The sequence below is a fragment of the Microcystis aeruginosa NIES-4325 genome (assembly GCF_008974145.1).
Lineage (GTDB): Bacteria > Cyanobacteriota > Cyanobacteriia > Cyanobacteriales > Microcystaceae > Microcystis > Microcystis aeruginosa_G.
The window spans coordinates 121375-137776 of record NZ_BJKP01000008.1 but is presented as its reverse complement, the minus strand read 5'-3'; the positions used below and the strand labels follow the sequence as shown (position 1 = coordinate 137776).

Annotated in this window: 20 protein-coding genes and 1 pseudogene; 3 read left to right on the top strand and 18 right to left on the bottom strand. The window is 44.4% G+C overall.

Going from position 1 to position 16402, the window contains the following annotated elements; translation table 11 throughout:
- Positions 1-320 precede the first annotated feature (320 nt).
- The 12 genes from MiAbW_RS06720 to MiAbW_RS06660 all read right to left on the bottom strand — a co-directional run bounded on the left by MiAbW_RS06720 (position 321) and on the right by MiAbW_RS06660 (position 10709).
- On the bottom strand, positions 321-1268 hold the full coding sequence (locus MiAbW_RS06720) for a F0F1 ATP synthase subunit gamma (RefSeq protein ID WP_151695463.1): 948 nt from the start codon (positions 1266-1268) through the stop codon (positions 321-323).
- A gap of 191 nt (positions 1269-1459) precedes the next feature.
- On the bottom strand, positions 1460-2968 hold the full coding sequence (atpA, locus tag MiAbW_RS06710; protein WP_151695462.1) for a F0F1 ATP synthase subunit alpha: 1509 nt from the start codon (positions 2966-2968) through the stop codon (positions 1460-1462).
- A 68-nt stretch (positions 2969-3036) separates the two neighbouring features.
- The gene (gene atpH / locus MiAbW_RS06705; protein WP_151695461.1) at positions 3037-3585 is read right to left on the bottom strand and encodes an ATP synthase F1 subunit delta; all 549 of its coding nucleotides are present in this window, start codon (positions 3583-3585) and stop codon (positions 3037-3039) included.
- Positions 3586-4128, bottom strand: a complete 543-nt coding sequence (locus MiAbW_RS06700) for a F0F1 ATP synthase subunit B (protein WP_151695460.1) — start codon at positions 4126-4128, stop codon at positions 3586-3588.
- A 251-nt stretch (positions 4129-4379) separates the two neighbouring features.
- The gene (locus tag MiAbW_RS06695; protein WP_002769600.1) at positions 4380-4811 is read right to left on the bottom strand and encodes a F0F1 ATP synthase subunit B'; all 432 of its coding nucleotides are present in this window, start codon (positions 4809-4811) and stop codon (positions 4380-4382) included.
- Positions 4812-5041: 230 nt separating this feature from the next.
- The gene (atpE, locus tag MiAbW_RS06690; RefSeq protein WP_002740068.1) at positions 5042-5287 is read right to left on the bottom strand and encodes an ATP synthase F0 subunit C; all 246 of its coding nucleotides are present in this window, start codon (positions 5285-5287) and stop codon (positions 5042-5044) included.
- 231 nt (positions 5288-5518) lie between these two features.
- A complete protein-coding gene (gene atpB, locus MiAbW_RS06685) occupies positions 5519-6268 on the bottom strand; it encodes a F0F1 ATP synthase subunit A (RefSeq protein ID WP_002739857.1) in 750 nt (249 codons plus the stop codon).
- A gap of 58 nt (positions 6269-6326) precedes the next feature.
- Complete coding sequence (locus tag MiAbW_RS06680; RefSeq protein ID WP_002789747.1) at positions 6327-6689, bottom strand: ATP synthase subunit I; 363 nt, start codon at positions 6687-6689, stop codon at positions 6327-6329.
- Positions 6690-6991: 302 nt separating this feature from the next.
- Positions 6992-7780 carry an ion transporter gene (locus MiAbW_RS06675; protein WP_151695459.1) on the bottom strand — a complete coding sequence of 263 codons (789 nt, stop codon included), beginning with the start codon at positions 7778-7780 and terminating at the stop codon, positions 6992-6994.
- A gap of 58 nt (positions 7781-7838) precedes the next feature.
- Complete coding sequence (locus MiAbW_RS06670) at positions 7839-8756, bottom strand: NAD(+) kinase (RefSeq protein ID WP_046663339.1); 918 nt, start codon at positions 8754-8756, stop codon at positions 7839-7841.
- Positions 8757-8779: 23 nt separating this feature from the next.
- Positions 8780-9757 (bottom strand): SDR family oxidoreductase, encoded by a 978-nt coding sequence (locus MiAbW_RS06665; protein WP_151695458.1) that lies wholly within the window; start codon positions 9755-9757, stop codon positions 8780-8782.
- A gap of 64 nt (positions 9758-9821) precedes the next feature.
- Positions 9822-10709: a S66 peptidase family protein gene (locus tag MiAbW_RS06660; protein WP_151695457.1), complete on the bottom strand. Its 888-nt coding sequence runs from the start codon at positions 10707-10709 to the stop codon at positions 9822-9824.
- A 58-nt stretch (positions 10710-10767) separates the two neighbouring features.
- Between MiAbW_RS06660 and MiAbW_RS06655 the strand changes: the two genes are divergently transcribed.
- The 3 genes and pseudogenes from MiAbW_RS06655 (at position 10768) to MiAbW_RS06645 (ending at position 12406) form a co-directional block, all read left to right on the top strand.
- Positions 10768-11622, top strand: coding sequence for an Rpn family recombination-promoting nuclease/putative transposase (locus tag MiAbW_RS06655; RefSeq protein ID WP_151695456.1), 855 nt, complete (start codon positions 10768-10770; stop codon positions 11620-11622).
- Positions 11623-11660: 38 nt separating this feature from the next.
- Positions 11661-11918, top strand: a pseudogene (locus MiAbW_RS06650) (Rpn family recombination-promoting nuclease/putative transposase); the annotation flags it as partial.
- A 287-nt stretch (positions 11919-12205) separates the two neighbouring features.
- Positions 12206-12406, top strand: coding sequence for a hypothetical protein (locus MiAbW_RS06645; RefSeq protein WP_151695454.1), 201 nt, complete (start codon positions 12206-12208; stop codon positions 12404-12406).
- A 17-nt stretch (positions 12407-12423) separates the two neighbouring features.
- Here MiAbW_RS06645 and MiAbW_RS06640 read toward each other — a convergent pair whose 3' ends face one another.
- The 6 genes from MiAbW_RS06640 to MiAbW_RS06615 all read right to left on the bottom strand — a co-directional run bounded on the left by MiAbW_RS06640 (position 12424) and on the right by MiAbW_RS06615 (position 16388).
- The gene (locus MiAbW_RS06640) at positions 12424-12882 is read right to left on the bottom strand and encodes a cupin domain-containing protein (protein WP_151695453.1); all 459 of its coding nucleotides are present in this window, start codon (positions 12880-12882) and stop codon (positions 12424-12426) included.
- A gap of 48 nt (positions 12883-12930) precedes the next feature.
- A complete protein-coding gene (folP, locus tag MiAbW_RS06635) occupies positions 12931-13773 on the bottom strand; it encodes a dihydropteroate synthase (protein ID WP_151695452.1) in 843 nt (280 codons plus the stop codon).
- A 213-nt stretch (positions 13774-13986) separates the two neighbouring features.
- The gene (locus tag MiAbW_RS06630; protein WP_151695451.1) at positions 13987-14784 is read right to left on the bottom strand and encodes a hypothetical protein; all 798 of its coding nucleotides are present in this window, start codon (positions 14782-14784) and stop codon (positions 13987-13989) included.
- 153 nt (positions 14785-14937) lie between these two features.
- Entirely contained in the window at positions 14938-15597 is a 660-nt protein-coding gene (locus MiAbW_RS06625; protein WP_151695450.1) for a hypothetical protein, read from the bottom strand.
- A gap of 36 nt (positions 15598-15633) precedes the next feature.
- Positions 15634-16107, bottom strand: coding sequence for a pantetheine-phosphate adenylyltransferase (coaD, locus tag MiAbW_RS06620; RefSeq protein ID WP_151695449.1), 474 nt, complete (start codon positions 16105-16107; stop codon positions 15634-15636).
- A complete protein-coding gene (locus MiAbW_RS06615) occupies positions 16104-16388 on the bottom strand; it encodes a DUF427 domain-containing protein (RefSeq protein ID WP_002750041.1) in 285 nt (94 codons plus the stop codon). The genes coaD and MiAbW_RS06615 overlap by 4 nt, the downstream gene beginning before the upstream one ends.
- Positions 16389-16402 lie beyond the last annotated feature (14 nt).

Below are 16402 nucleotides of genomic sequence, written 5' to 3'. Positions count from 1 at the left end.
ATGTCGGCAACGCTTTAATAAAAATTATGTTAAAAGTGATTTTACTCAAGTAAAACTTATCACTTGGGCGACAAATTATTGGCACTCAATAGCATAATTCTTTGAGCGACTTTTTCAGCAAACCCTACTTACCAAATCCGTTGAGTAACGCACAGAAAACGGGTTTCTCCGAGAAACCCGTTTTCTACTCATGCACTCATGCAAAAAGGGGAATAGATAATCAGTTTTTAATAACTGGATTTAGTATTAAGCCAGCTAATATAAAAAAGGAGTGAAAATAATCACTCCTACTGATAATCACAAGAAAAACTGGCTTAAACCTAGAGAGCGTTTGCCCCCGCTACTACTTCTAACAATTCTTGCGTAATAGCGGCTTGACGCGCCTTGTTGTAGGTACGGCTTAAAGTCCCGATTAACTCGCTGGCGTTCTCGCTGGCGTTGCTCATCGCCGTCATCCGGGCTGCTAATTCACTAGCCGCCGATTCCTGGAGAGCGCGCAGTAATTGGTTATTTAAGTACAAAGGCAGGAGAGAATCGAGGATTTGGACGGGATTCTGCTCAAAAATCATGTCTTGAGGAAAAACCTGCGCCGCTTGGCTGGCCATTTTTTCCCGTTGTACCTTAAATTTTCCCTCTTTAGTCACCAAACGGAAAATCTCGTCATCCTGTACCGCCAAACCTTGGGTAGTTAAAGGTAACAGGGTTTGAATCACCGGAGTGGAACTGATCAGGGAGATAAAACGAGTATAAATTAACTCGACGCGATCGACTGTTTCCGATAAAAATAAGGAAAGCAATTCATCCCCAATAGTACCAGCTTCATCGGCAGTGGGAATCTGTTCAAGGTTGATAAATTTAGCGGCAATGGGGGCATTGCGGCGCTCGAAATATTGTGCTGCTTTCCGGCCCGCAACAACTAATTGATAGTTAATCCCTTGCTCTTTTAATTCATTCATCCGTTGTTCGGCACGACGGATGACGTTAGTATTATAACCGCCACAAAGACCTCGATCGCCTGTGACTATTAACAGAGCCACGGTTTTTACTTCCCGTTGGGCCAGTAGGGGTAAATTAACATCACTAAAGGCTAAACGACCTTGGAGATTATAGAGTACCTGAGCGAGGGCATCGGCAAAAGGACGGGTACAGAGAACCTGTTCTTGGGCGCGGCGCACTTTTGCTGCCGCCACCAGGCGCATGGCCTCGGTAATTTTTTTGGTATTTTTGACCGATTGAATTTGGTCGCGAATCGCTTTGAGATTAGGCATAATTCAGTTATCAGTTATCAGTTATCAGTCATCAGTCATCAGTCAAGAGTCGGGGTTTAGGAGGGAATGGAGAGGTGGGGAAATGGGGAGATCGGGAAATTTCAACTAATACCCCAAAACCCCAAAACCTCAACACCCCATCCCCTAAAACCTAACCCCCATTACCAACACTCATTTACTGATTACCAAGATTATTTAAAAGCCTGTTTGTACTCGTTGATGCCATCTTTGAGCAGGCCTTCTGCTTCGTCGTTGAGTTGTTTTTCAGTGCTGACGATCTCAACGTAACGAGGTTTGCTGGTTTTCAGGTATTCCCGTAAACCGGCGCAGAAATCGATAACTTTATCGGTGGCGATATCGTCGAGATAACCGTTTAAACCGGCATAAACCACCGCCACCTGTTCCCAAACGGAGAGGGGGAAGTTTTGGGGCTGTTTCAGGATTTGACGCAGACGTTGACCGCGAGACAGTTGTGCTTGGGTGGCCGCATCAAGGTCAGAAGCGAATTGAGCAAAAGCTTCTAATTCGTCAAACTGGGCTAATTCGAGTTTTAATTTACCAGCAACTTTCTTCATCGCTTTCGTTTGAGCTGCCGAACCCACGCGGGATACGGAAATACCAGCGTTAATAGCGGGACGGAAACCAGCGTTAAAGAGGTCGGTGGAGAGGAATATCTGACCGTCAGTAATCGAGATTACATTGGTGGGAATGTAGGCAGAAACGTCACCAGCTTGGGTTTCGATAATCGGCAGGGCGGTCATGCTACCACCACCGAGGGCATCGCTGAGTTTAGCGGCGCGCTCTAGTAAACGGGAGTGGAGATAGAAAACGTCGCCGGGGTAAGCTTCCCGACCGGGAGGACGACGCATGAGCAGGGATAGCTGACGATAAGCTTGAGCCTGTTTGGTGAGGTCATCGTAGATAACTAGGGTCGCTTTGCCTTTATACATGAAGTATTCGGCGATCGAAGCTCCGGTGTAGGGGGCGATATACTGGAGGGTGGCGGGGTCGTTAGCGTTAGCGGCCACCACCACGGTGTAATCCATGGCGCCTCTTTGGGTGAGGGTGTCGATTACTTGGGCGACGGTGGAGGCTTTTTGACCGATGGCGACATAGACACAGATCACGTCTTCGCTTTTCTGGTTAATGATCGTGTCAATGGCGATCGCTGTTTTACCAGTTTTTCTGTCACCGATAATTAACTCCCGTTGACCGCGACCGACGGGAATCATAGCATCGATAGCGGTAATACCCGTTTGCATCGGTTCACAGACGGATTTACGAGCGACAATACCGGGGGCGGGGGATTCCACCAGACGGGTTTCGCTCGCGAGGATGTCCCCTTTCCCGTCGATGGGACGACCGAGAGCATCAACCACGCGGCCGACTAAGGCTTCACCCACGGGAACCTGAGCGATTTTACCGGTAGCTTTCACCGTACCGCCTTCTTTAATCCCGAAACCGTCACCCATTAACACCGCACCGACGTTATCTTCTTCGAGGTTAAGGGCGATGCCGACGGTTCCATCTTCAAATTCCAAGAGTTCTCCCGACATGGCCTGTTGTAGGCCGTAGATGCGGGCAGTACCGTCACCCACTTGCAGGACGGTTCCCACGTTGGAGACCTGTACTTCTTGGTTATAGGATTCGATCTGTTGACGAATAATTGTACTAATTTCGTCGGGTCTGATAGCTACCATAGTTTAATCTGGGAAAAAGTAAAAAATTAGAAGGTGAAAAAACGGCAAAAAAGAGAGATTAGATGACCTTAGCGCAGGGAGAGGCTGAGGCGTTGTAGTTGACCGCGAATGCTGGCATCAAAGACTTGAGAACCGACTTTGATCACCACACCACCGATCAGGCTGCCATCAACTTTGGTTTTCAGTTCGACCACGTTCGCCCCGGTCAGAGTTTTCACTTTGTCGATGACGATTTGTTTTTGGCTATCGTTCAATTCGGTGGCCGAGGAAACTTCTGCTAAAACGGTGTTAGTCAGCGCTCTGGCCAGGGTGAGATATTGTTGACAAACGGGTTCTAAAAATTGAATCCGACGTTTATCGACCAATAACATCATGAAGTTAGTTAAATAGGGATTGGCACTGCTCCCCATTACTTGGGAAAGAACGGCTTTTTTAGCTTCTTCTTTGATGACGGGATTGCCGATAAAAGCTCTTAGATCGGGAGCATTTTCCAACAATTCTAAGAGGGATTTAATTTCGCCGCCGATCGCTTCTAATTGTCCGCTGCTTTGGGCGACGGAAAGTAATGCTTGGGCGTAGGGTTCGGCTATTTCTGAACTGATTAAACTTCCCTGCATCTATTTACCTCCTAGGTTGGCCAAACTGCGATCAATTAGGGTTTGTTGTACCGATTCTTCCAGGCCGGTGCTTAATTTGGATTCCACATTAGCTAAGGCTAAAGCGGTAATTCTTTGGCGTAATTCTACTAAAACGCGATCCTGTTCCGCCGAGAGATCTTTAGCGGCACTTTCGCGCATTCTTTGAATATCCAGATCGGCTTGGGCTGCGATGTCGGCGGTGACAGTTTTAGCTCTATCTCGAGCGTTATTGATAATTTTTTCGGCCTCTTGTTTTGCCAGGGCGAGTTTTTTCTGTTCTTCGGCGAGGGCGTTAGCGGCAATATTTTTCCGGTCTTCAGCTTCGGCTAAAGCTTCAGCAATCTTCGACTGACGTTCTCCGAGTATTTGTCCGAGAACTTTGCGCCCGTAGAAGATGATTAAACCGAGCAGAATTGAGAGGTTAAATAGGTTAGTTCCTAGGATATCGGTGTTGATGCCGAATCCTTCTGCTGCCGCTTCCTTCGCCTCCGTGGCTAATAATAAAACTGTGTGGATGATCATGATTATTGATGGCGGGGAGTAGGTTATTCAGTTATCAGTTTCTGAAGGCAAGAGTCAATAGGCAAGAGGCAAAAGACCGTCTCTGGCAATTCTCCTACCCAAAAAGAAGGTTAGAAACTAAGCACATTAAAGCTTTTAGCTTAACCAATTAGGTTTTAGTTTCTGGAGAGTTATCAGTTATCAGTCTTCTAACTCCTGACGACTGAGTTCTATCTTTTTACTGATCACTGTTATTAACCAAGGGCTGGGGTTTAGCGAACGAGTTCGGGGCCGAGGAGTTTTTCGAGAATTTGACGGGAAAGAGAGGCCACTTGTCCTTCTAGAGAACGAAAGGCTTCTTCTTTCTGTTGGGCAATTTCGGCGGCGACGGCTTCTTTACGAGCGATCGCTTCTTTTTGGGCTGCGGCAACTCGTTCGCTGGCTAGTTTTTGGGCCTCGGCTTGCGCTTGGGCGATAATCTCTTGGGATTGTTTACGAGCCGAACTCAGTTGCAATTCGTACTCTTGTACCAATGCTTCGGTTTTGGCTAGTTGTTCTTTGGCTCCGCCTTCCGTTTGCCGAATATACTCCGCCCGTTCATCTAAGACTTTACTGAGGGGTTTATAAAAAACGGCGTTCAGGATCACTGCCAAAAGAATAAACTGTAGTGCCATCACTGGCAGGGTGGCATCGAAATCAAACATTGATTTATTCCTGATAAATAGAAGCTATAGACAGGTTCAAAAAAGGAAGATGATCCCCCTGCTTTAAAAATAAACAGTCAGGGGGAATCACTAAAATTCCCTTAACTAGCTATCAGCCTTCCGTCCCAAAAACCAGATTTTTTAGTTGGCTGCTTGGGGGTTTTTTTAGAGTTTTGAAAACTCTGCTGCCAAGCTGGGGACTGGGGGCTGATAGCCCACTGCTTTTTTAATTAGGCGAAGGGGTTAGCGAACAGTAAAACGAGAGCGATAACCAAGCCGTAGATGGTTAAGGATTCCATGAATGCCAAGCTGAGGAGAAGGGTACCACGAATTCTTCCTTCAGCTTCGGGTTGACGGGCGATACCGGAAACAGCTTCTCCAGAAGCAGTACCTTGACCAACACCGGGGCCGATAGCGGCTAAACCAACGGCGAGGGCGGCGGCGATAACGGAAGCGGCAGCTACTGTGGGGTTCATGGTGATTTTTTCCTCTATTTACTAATCAATTTCAATCTGTTGTTTACAGAGCGCGTTCTCAGCCGTAAAAAATGGCTGGTTTTCTGCTCAAAACTCCCGAAAGAGTTTTTGGGAAAGAACGATCTGGGAATTCAGTTGCTCATCCTGAATTCGACCAATAATTTCTTAGTTATTATCCTATTATTTGGACACTTTTTCCTAAGAAATTTTTCTTTTTTTAGTCCCTCGCTTTTAAGCGTGTTCTTCTTCGTGTTCCGATTCCAGTGCCTCATGGATATAGGCCCCAGCAAGGGTAGCGAAGACCAGGGCCTGAATAGCGCTGGTAAATAAACCGAGAGCCATCAGGGGTAGGGGTACGACGAGGGGGACAAGGAAGACTAATACGGCCACTACCAACTCGTCTGCGAGGATGTTTCCGAAAAGACGGAAGCTGAGGGAGAGGGGTTTGGTAAAGTCTTCTAAAATTTTGATCGGTAATAGCACGGGAATCGGCTCTAGGTAGTGAGCGAAGTAACCGAGTCCTTTTTTACTGATGCCCGCGTAGAAGTAAGCGAGGGAAGTCAGTAGGGCTAACGCCACCGTGGTATTGATGTCGTTAGTGGGGGCGGCTAATTCTCCTTCGGGCAGTTCGATTAACTTCCAAGGAATCAATGCCCCTAACCAGTTAGAAACGAAAATAAATAAAAATAGGGTGCCGATGAAGGGCAACCAGGGTCGATATTCCTTTTCTCCTAGCTGGTTTTTGGCTAAATCGCGCAGAAATTCCAGAACGTACTCCATCAGGTTTTGAATACCGCTAGGGACTTTCTGGATCTTGCGGGTAGCGGCGATCGAGGCGATGATTAAGATAGCGAAGACGATCCAGGAGACCGCGATCACTTGCCCGTGAATTTTTAGTCCGCCGATGTGCCAGTACCAGTGTTGTCCCACTTCCAGGGAAGCGAGACTATAAAAATTAAGCACACTTAAACTGTCTAACATTTCCACCTTGGGGAGATTCAGGTTCGCAAATCAGGGTTATTTTGAACGGTCAAAGGGTTTAGGAATCGGCTTTCTGCTCCAGCTTGAAGATGGTTTGCAGGGTATATACGATGATCGCCCCTTTATAGGTCAAAAAACCCAAAAAAACTGGCACTATGTGCAGTTCTTGCCAACGACTGGCGATGATGATTAATCCAGCGAATAGGGCTAATCCTTTTTTGCCCACGCGATTTTTCGTTACCCCCAATTTTTCCACTTCCCCGGCCAGGAGTTTTAGGTAAACAACTCCCACCATTGCCCCCAATAGGTAATTAAGGGCGGTATTGAGGGAATAAAACAAGCACACGGGGATAAAGATCAGACCGCTTAAGATCAGGGTGGTGATCAATAAGGTGTTTTGTAGTTGATAGTATTCCCGCATCGGATCTGACGGCGGGTTGGTTTCTGGGGTTGGGGGAGATTCGATCGATGGGTCAGACAAGGTACACCTAAATCAGCGATAGACTAATCTCAATATCTGGATTGCTTTCCCAGCTATGACGCTCAGGTAAGCCACAAGACATATTATCACGGCAGCGGCAACAATTATTAAGCAATTGTAAATTGTCATGATTCCGTCGGTCGTCGGTCGTTAGGAGACAGCAGACAGGAGACAGGAGATTGCTTTTATTTATTATCCCCATTTCCCCACTTCCCCACTTCCCCATTTCGCCAGAATTAGCCTCAATCAGGTCTTTTTAACAATTTTGACCCACAGTTTTTACAAAAATTGGCATCTATATCGTGACGGGGTAAACCACAATCTGGACAAGGATAATCAATTTGAGTGCCAGATTTTAATAGTTGTTTAGTCAGATCGCTAATTTGTAAGGGAATTAACAAAACTCCCGTTAAAATCATTAAAACTGTCACCATTTTGCCCCCATCAGAAAGAGGAGTCACATCCCCAAATCCCACAGTAGTCATAGTCACAACGGCGAAGTAAAAAGCATCAAAAAATGTTCGAAAGACTTGAGGATTAATCGGGTGTTCGATCTGATAAATTAAACCCGCATAGACAAAAATAATCGAGAATAGAGTTAGTAATATGCGAGTAAATACTATCTGATCTGAAGTTTTAATTTGAAAAATAGAAAGATCGGAACCAAAAAAACGAATCACTCGCAAAATTCTAAACCAGCGAAAAATTCTAAAAAACCTAATATCAAAAAAACCAAAAAATAGGGGGAGAATTGACAATAAATCTAGGATGGAAAAAATATTAAAAACAAAGCCTAGTTTTGATTCCGCACACCAAAACCGAATTAAATACTCTAGGGAAAATAAGCTTAAAATTCCCCAATCAAGCTGACGTAACCACATTTGCCAAGTGGCGGATAAGGGATAGGTTTGAGCCACATAAATCCCCAACGAGATTAAAATTAATGCTAAGATAAGCAGATTGACCGTCAGTCCGATCGCCGTGGTGACATCCTCTAAATAAAAAGCTATTTTGGCACGAAAAGAGAGCATAAACTCAGCTATCAGTGAACTGAAAACTCACGTCTGATAACTGATAACTGATAACTGATTAAGGTAATTCCACCGAAGTTGGTTTAGCGATATGAGGCAAACCCCAACCCAATTTTTCCCGGAGGATGCGGAAGAATTCCGTCGATTGCAGACGAATAAAATGGACTTGGTGGGGTGATTTCTGCACATTAATTCGATCTTCTGGCAAGATATAAGAACCGCCATTACCGTCCACTACCATCACCATCCGATTAGCAGTTGCTGGGAAAATATTCACAGTTTCCTTGTCAGAAAATACCAAGGATCTGGAAGCTAAAGAATGGGGACAAATGGGGGCTAATTGTAATACCGGCACATCGGGAGTTATTACTGGTCCACCGGCGCTGAGAGCATAGGCAGTAGAACCGGTAGGAGTGGAGAGAATCACCCCATCGGCAGCGATATCGACGGGTGCGTGTTCACCAATTTGAATCTCAAAATGACACATACTGGTGAGGGGTTCCCGGTGGACGACCACCTCATTGAGAGAAAGTGCCTCCCAGAGGAGAGTATCTTCGCGAAACAGTCGCACCGTGATCATCGAGCGATTTTCGATGGTGTAGTTCCCCTCTAAAACCTGCTCTAATGCGGGTTCAAGCTGATTTAGGTAAATTTCGGTCAAAAAGCCCATATGTCCGGTATTGACCGTTAACAGGGGCAAATTGAGGGTGGCCAACTGCCGGGCTGCCGATAGAACCGTACCATCGCCCCCCAAAACGATCGCAAAACTTAAATCCTGATCGAAGTGGGGGGGGACTAACTGATCGATCGGGGTAAAACAAACGGGACGAGAGGGTTTAGAATGGCCTAGCAGGCCACCGCTGCCGGTAGCCATAAACACCTGCCAACCTAGGGAAAGTAGCTGATCTTGTATCTGATGGGCTGTTTTACAAGCGATAGGCTTAATATCGTTGTAAATAATGCCGATTTTGGGCATTGACAAATTTTCCTACTGCTGGTTCACGCTTTCTTTTTGAAAGGAGTTTTCTTCTTCTTCTGAGCTTTTTGTTTCTCGAAGTCGATTTCCTTGAGCTTCTTGAGAATGCGGCTAAAGTATTCTTGTAAATAGGATTCTAAAGTAGTTGTTTGACTCGGATCAAGGCCAAATACTTGATAAACTTCTGCCATGGGGGCATCAAGGGCTTGACCACTAGCGAGAACCTCCGCAAAAGCTAGTCGGTCAGATATATTATAAGTCCACTGGAAAAAACGGGTTATTCCCCGCATAAAACGCAGTAATCCCATGGGTAAACGCCAAATTTTCCCCTCTTTACCCGATAAGCGCTCGCAAACTTCGATAATTTCTTCAGCTTTCCAAGCTTTGCTGCCGACCACGGGATAGGACTGACCGACGGTTTCGGGGACTTCTAGGGCGCGAACGGCGAATTTAGCGATATCTTGGGTGTCCATGTAGGCGATCGCTGTACTTTCTCCCGTGATCCAGACCGTTTGATTATCTAACATCGGGATGGCGTATTGACCGATTAAACCCTGCATAAAGCCACAGGGACGCAGAATTGTATATTTTAAACCCGATTCTGCCAGAAATTTCTCCGTACAGCGTTTTATCTCCATTAAAGGCACGTTGGGATATTTTTCGGCATTGAGAATCGAGAAGAAAATAAAGCGATCTACTCCAGCGGTTTTGGCTGCTTGAATCAGATTAACTTTACCATCCCAATCCACCTGTTTAATGCTGGCCGAGTCCGTCGCCCGGGCAGTAGCGGCATCGATCACCGCCTCCATTCCCTCTAAAGCAGTAATAACCGTACTTTTATCCCGCAGGGTTCCCCCGACTAATTCCGCGCCCCATTCCTTCAAAAAAGCGGCTTTTCTCTGACTGCGTACCAAACAACGCACTTGATGTCCCTGATCGATGGCATGACGCACGATCTGTCGCCCTAGAGTTCCCGTCGCACCGACAACTAATACTTTCATCTATAATTAATTTTTTGTTACATTTGTTAACACTTCTCTAAGATACTACCAAAAAAGTGGATCATTAGGGATAGAAAAATTCTAAGATTCCCCGATCCCCGTCCAGTTCTACCATTGTTCCCACCGGTAAAGCGGCATTATCGCCATCATGACCGAAAGGTAACTCAGCAATAACCGCAATGCCTAAATCGCCCAAACGCTCTTTTAAGACTTCCTCTACGGTTTGACTATCACTGCCGGGGGCTGCCAGACAACGGCTAAAACGACCGAGGGCAATGCCTTTAATTTGGGAGAAAATGCCCAGCATTCGCCACTGAGTTAACATTCGATCAATCCGGTAGGGGGCCTCGGTTACGTCCTCTAGGGCTAAAATTACCCCCTCTAGGGTGGGTTGAACCGAGGTTCCGAGGAGATGGGTGGCTACGGTTAAATTAGCCGGTAATAAGCGTCCCCGCACTTTGCCACCACCCCAACCTTGACCGACAAGAGGGGCTAAAGGACGACCTTCCAGAAGAGAAAAGAGGCGATCGATTGATTGGGGACTTTCTTGGGCTAAGGTGGTTAAAACTGGCCCTTGAACGCTACAGATGCCCTGTTTCGCTAAACTCCATAAAATCCCCGTCACGTCGGAAAAACCGATTAACCATTTCGGGTTAGTTTTTGCCCATGTCCAATTTTCCAAGAGGCGAGCGCTACCGTAACCCCCCCTAGCGCAGAGAATTGCTTGACAATCGGCATCTTGCCATGCTTGGGCTAAAGCTTGACGACGTTCCTCGTCGCTACCGGCGAGATAACCGAGACGATTCGACCAATTCTCGCTAAATTCCACTTGATAACCCCTCGATCGCCAGATTTCTACGCCTTTTTCTAGGGCGGCTAATTCCTTGACGGCGCCACTGGTGGCCACCAGAGAAACTTTAGCACCGGGTTGCAGAAAGGATGGGATGATCATAGGTTAATTCTCTTTTGTTGGCAGATTAAGCGGAAATTACAGGCAATTTTGTGGCAGCATGAAAACTGACAGCATATTCTATCGAATGTTTCTCGATTTTCCCGATTCGTTCTTTGAATTAATTGAGCGACCCGATGCTATGATTAGCAATTATCGATTTACTTCCCAAGAAGTCAAACAACTAGCTTTCCGATTAGATGGGTTATTTTTGCCGCTCGATAATCTAGAAAATTCACCCTTTTATCTGGTAGAAGTGCAGTTTCAAAAGGATGAAGACCTATATTATCGACTATTTTCGGAACTTTTCTTGTATCTTAGACAGTATAAACCTTTGTCACCGTGGCAGATAGTTGTTATTTATCCTAGCCGAGAAATTGAGCGAGAACATCCCCAGCAATTTGCAGATTTTTTAACCCTAGCGAGGGTTAAAAGAATCTATCTGGATGAATTGCCAAATGATGAGACTCCTTCCTTGGCGATCGCTCTGATCAAATTGGTTACGCAAAGTGAGAGTCAAGCTGTTAATTCTGCTAAGATTTTAATTAAACAGGCTCAAAGAGAAGTAAGCGATCGCTTAGTACAGAAAAATGTTATTGATTTAATCGAAACGATAATCATTTATAGGTTACCCCAAAAAAGTCGAGAGGAAATTGAAGCTATGTTGGAACTACAAGACCTAAAACAAACTCGTTTCTATCAAGAAGCTTTTGGAGATGGAATTGAACGGGGAATTGAACAGGGAATTGAACAGGGAATTGAACAGGGAATTGAACAGGGAATTGAACAGGGAATAAACTTGCAAAAATTGAAAACAATTCCGCTACTGCAAGACCTCGGTTTAACCCCGCAACAAATCTCGGAACGATTAGACTTAACTCTGGAAACAGTGCTTAACTATTTGGCACAACATTAACAATAATTAAACCTTTTTCAACAGTCTAGAAAAGCAGCAGTCGAGAGGAAATTGAAGCTATGTTGGAATTACAAGACCTAAAACAAACTCGTTTCTATCAAGAAGCTTTTGGAGATGGAATTGAACGGGGAATTGAACAGGGAATTGAACAGGGAATTGAACAGGGAATAAACCTGCAAAAATTGAAAACAATTCCGCTACTGCAAGACCTCGGTTTAACCCAGCAACAAATCTCGGAACGATTAGACTTAACTCTGGAAACAGTGCTTAACTATTTGGCACAACAGCAACAATAATCAATCCTGTTTCAACAGTCCAGAAAAGCAGCAATTGCTAAGTAGAATGGATAGTAGCGAATTAGTGACCTTTAACCTATCAGCGATAACTCGATGAATAACGACTTATTGACTTTCTTCTTTTGTGTTGCCCTTCTTATTCTCTATCTAGTTTTTTCAGCTTTAACCGAAATGGGAACAAAATGGCCTTGGACAAAAAAATAGAAATACTTATAGAGGTTAATAAACATAACAACGGCCAAGGGATTCGGTCATTGGAAAGATTCTATTCGCTCTACTGATAAAATATGAAACTAATTGCTAATATTTCTCCGAGCTTAGATTTATTCTTGTTGCTTTTTTTCTGGCATTGTCTCATCGGTGGCATTGCTACAGTCATCGCTATCAATAAAGGCTATCCCAGATTAAATTGGCTAATCTTCGGACTTCTGGGAGGAACCTTTACCTTTTTTATCGCTCTTTTTCTGAAAAAAAAGCCCGAAATTTAAGGGATAATATGGCTTGATTATCCTTTAATAGTTCCTATCAATACATCTAAATCTTCTGCGTCTAACTCCTCTGGGATACCATTACGAATTAATTCCGAAAAATCCTCATTGGGAACCATAAAACATAGTGCATAAAGTCTTCCGTCCCCCACATTTCTAATCTCGTGAATACCCGTGGGACGGACTAATAAACTATCCCCCGGCCCCAGGGGAATCGGTTTACCATCACAGATAGCCATTCCCTCCCCTTTGAGGATAAAAAACATTTCTACGGCAAAATGATGACGATGGGTAGGGGTGCGACCGTGGGGATCGAAAATTTCCACACAGACGGTCAAGGAATCCCCCGCTACGGTAGAATCAAAGACGATCGCTAAACGATTCGTATCCCCAGCGCTAATGCGAAAAACTTGATAATCCTGGGGAGATCGAATCACGGGTAACATACAATGATCGCTGGTTAGTTGGCTATTCATCGCTAATTTCGATCGAACTGTGGATGATTCTAAGACTAGCAAAAATTTTCAACTTCGCTCGATTGCGTCCACCACTTTACTCACATCTACGATTGCGGCCACATCATGAACGCGCAGGATATCGGCCCCTTTAGCGATCGCTATAGCACAGGCCGCCGCCGTTCCGAAAACTCGTTCTTTTGGGTCATCTTTACCTGTAATCTCGCCGATAAAGCGTTTTCTCGACAACCCAATCAAAATAGGTAAATCTAAATCCCGAAATTGCCCTAATTCTCGCAATAACTCAAGATTTTGTGTCCCAGTTTTGGCAAAACCAATCCCCGGATCGATGATAATATTTTCCCTAGCAATACCCCACTGTAAAGCTTCCTTAACGCGATTCTGTAAAAATTCTTTAATTTCCTTGACTAAATCATCATAATGTGTTAGGGATTGCATCGTTTGCGGATTGCCCCGCAGGTGCATGAGGATGATGGGAACAGCTAATTTAGCCACCGTGGGCAATAATAGGCGATCGAAGGTTCCCCCAGAAATATCATTGATCAAATCGGCCCCAGCGGCGATACCTTCGGCCGCCACGATCGCCCTAGTGGTATCGAGAGAGATAGGAATAGAACTTTGTTGTCGAATAGCGGTGATTACGGGGATAACTCGCGATAATTCTGCTTCTAGGCTAATTTCTTGCGCTCCCGGACGGCTGGATTGACCACCGACATCGATTATATCAGCCCCGGCCTCGATCATTTTCATCGCCTGTAGTAGGGCATTTTCAACGGTGTCAAATTCTCCCCCATCACTAAAACTATCGGGAGTAACGTTTAAAACACCCATGATATAGGTGCGTTTTCCCCAAGTAAAAATATGTTCACGAATTGCCGTTAAATTGGACATAATAATAGACCTATTGTAAAGATCAAAAATTGTTGTTAGGGTCAGTAGTCAGTAGTCAGGAGAATTAAGAATGAATAATAATCAATTAAATGGTCTATTTACATATTTTATGCAATTTAATCCTTACTTTTGCCGTTTTTGAACCTTCACAAATTAATTATGCAAGAGGTTTAATAAATCCTGTAACTGAAGACTGATCACTGATGACCATAGTTAATTTTTAGGTAGGGAAGAATCTTTTAATTCAAAATAAGCTTGTACCTCTTCTTTCCAGAGTTGATATTTTTCTTGAATTAGTTGATATTGACTGGCAAAATCGAGGTTACAATCAACGAGATTGCTATCGATATCGGATTGCAATAATTCCCGTTCGATTAGGGTTTCTCGGATAAATTTTAAACATTCTTGTCCCAAAGCTTCCGCTTGATCGATAATTAGCTGGACTTGATTAATTGCTCGATCGTACAATGGGGTTTGTGAATGAAAAATTTCCGAAGATGCGGCCAGATTTCGCAGTCTATGTAATTGATTTCTCTTTTCTACTAAACCAGCAATTTTGGGGTTAATTTCAAAAAGTAAGGTTTTCACCAGAGGAGCCAAGCGGCGAGTATTAGTATAATCGTAGTTATCAAGGTCTGATTTAATCAGGTGTACCTGTTGTAAATCGACGGTAATATCGTGGAATTGGATATTGGTTTCGGTAATAGTGGGATGAATCGTTTTAACTTGCCAAGTAGTAATAGAAGTCAACTGCTGGCGATCACTATTAACCATTGGCTGCTCCATTTTCAGAACATCGAGGGGAATGCTATAAAGTTTTTTCTCAGGAATATAGATGACATCGCTACCGAGAATGCGATCGATTTTAGGACGACGATATAAATAATGGTACAGGAATCGATAAAAGCTTTTACTGCCTTGAAAGATTTGGACAAATAACCAAATTTTCCAGCTGAATAACCCGCTAAGAAAGCGTCCGAATAGATGGTAATTCGAGGAGGGGTTATTCATGAAATCCCGTTAACAGTCATCAGTGAGGAATTGGAGGTTGCTGGCTTTTCAGTAAGCGGTAAATAGTAATCAGTAAACAGTAATCAGGGATAAAGATGAAGATAACTAACTAACTAATTAACTTAAAACTTACATCTGATAACTGATAACTGATTAAAGACGTTCTCCGGGTAGATTTTTTAACGATGTTGGTTTCGATCTTACCTGTTGACGACCGTTGCGGATAACCTGTAACATTTGCCCTAATTGTTGATCGAGATGTTCTAAAACTGCTTCGGCATAGTCGTCAGCATCTTTTTGAATTTCATGACATTCAGCTTGGGTTTTTTGTCGTAACTGTTGCACTTCCTGCAGGGTGCTGTGACGCATCTGTTCGATTTCATCGAGGGTTTGTTGTTGCAAGGATTCGCACTCCTGCTGAACCTGTTGACGAATTTGGGCTGCTTGCCGTTCTGCTTGTTGAATAATACCGGACTGATCGAGAATTTGGGCGGCCCTTTGTTGAGCGGAACGAAGGACTTGTTGAGCGTATTCTTCCGCTTTAGCGATAATTTCCTCTTCTTCCTGCAAAATTGCTAAAGCTTTCTGTACTGCTGGTGGCACGGTTTCATAGATGAGATCGATCTGTTCGGAGATCTGTCCCTCATCGATCATTGTCCAACGGGTGAGGGGGATATGGAAACTATCAAAAATCATCTCTTGCAGACGCGCCAAATCCTGATAGATATCGAAATCGACGGGTGGACTGGGAACCCCACTATTAGAAGTGTTAGGTACTGCTTTTCTGCGATCATTAGGTTCTCGGCGCGCCATAGGTTCAGATCGTCCTCATTACTGTATTCTAGTATGTTAACTGTAGTATGAGTAAATATCTCTAGAAACGTTTTCCGGGACTAGATGGGTGACGGATCCACCGAATTGAGCGATTTCTTTAACCACGCTACTGCTTAAAAAACTATATTCTTTAGTGGTGGCCAAAAAAACCGTTTCGATCCCTTCCCAGAGAGTTTTATTGGTATGGGCCATTTGCAGTTCTTTTTCAAAGTCCGAGAGGACCCGCAACCCCCGCAAAAGTACCTTAGCGCCTTTCAATCTGGCATATTCAACCGTTAATCCTGAAAAACTGTCTATTTCAACGTTTTTAAGGTGTTTTGTGCAGTAGCTGATCTGTTCTATGCGTTGTTCGACGCTAAATAAGGGGTTTTTATGGGGATTGCAGAGAACTGCCACGATTACTCGCTCGAATAGTGGCACACTACGTTCGATAATATCTAAATGACCGAGTGTAACTGGATCGAAGCTGCCGGGGTAGATGGCGATCATTTCTCAACCTGCACACCTCGCCAAAAGGCGATATATCCTTTGATATTTTGGGCTTTTGGCTTAGGATCGGGATAATACCAAGCGGCATCTTTATTGTCCTGTCCATCTACCCTGAGAGTATAATAACTAGCCTCTCCTTTCCAAGAACAAATGGTATGGGTGTTACTGGGTTGGAAATATTCAGCTTTGATGGTATCGGGGGGAAAATAGTAGTTTCCCTCGACAATTTCGCAGTTATCGCTTTCCGCTACCACTGCACCATTCCAAATCGCCTTTGCCATGTCACTAACTCCTA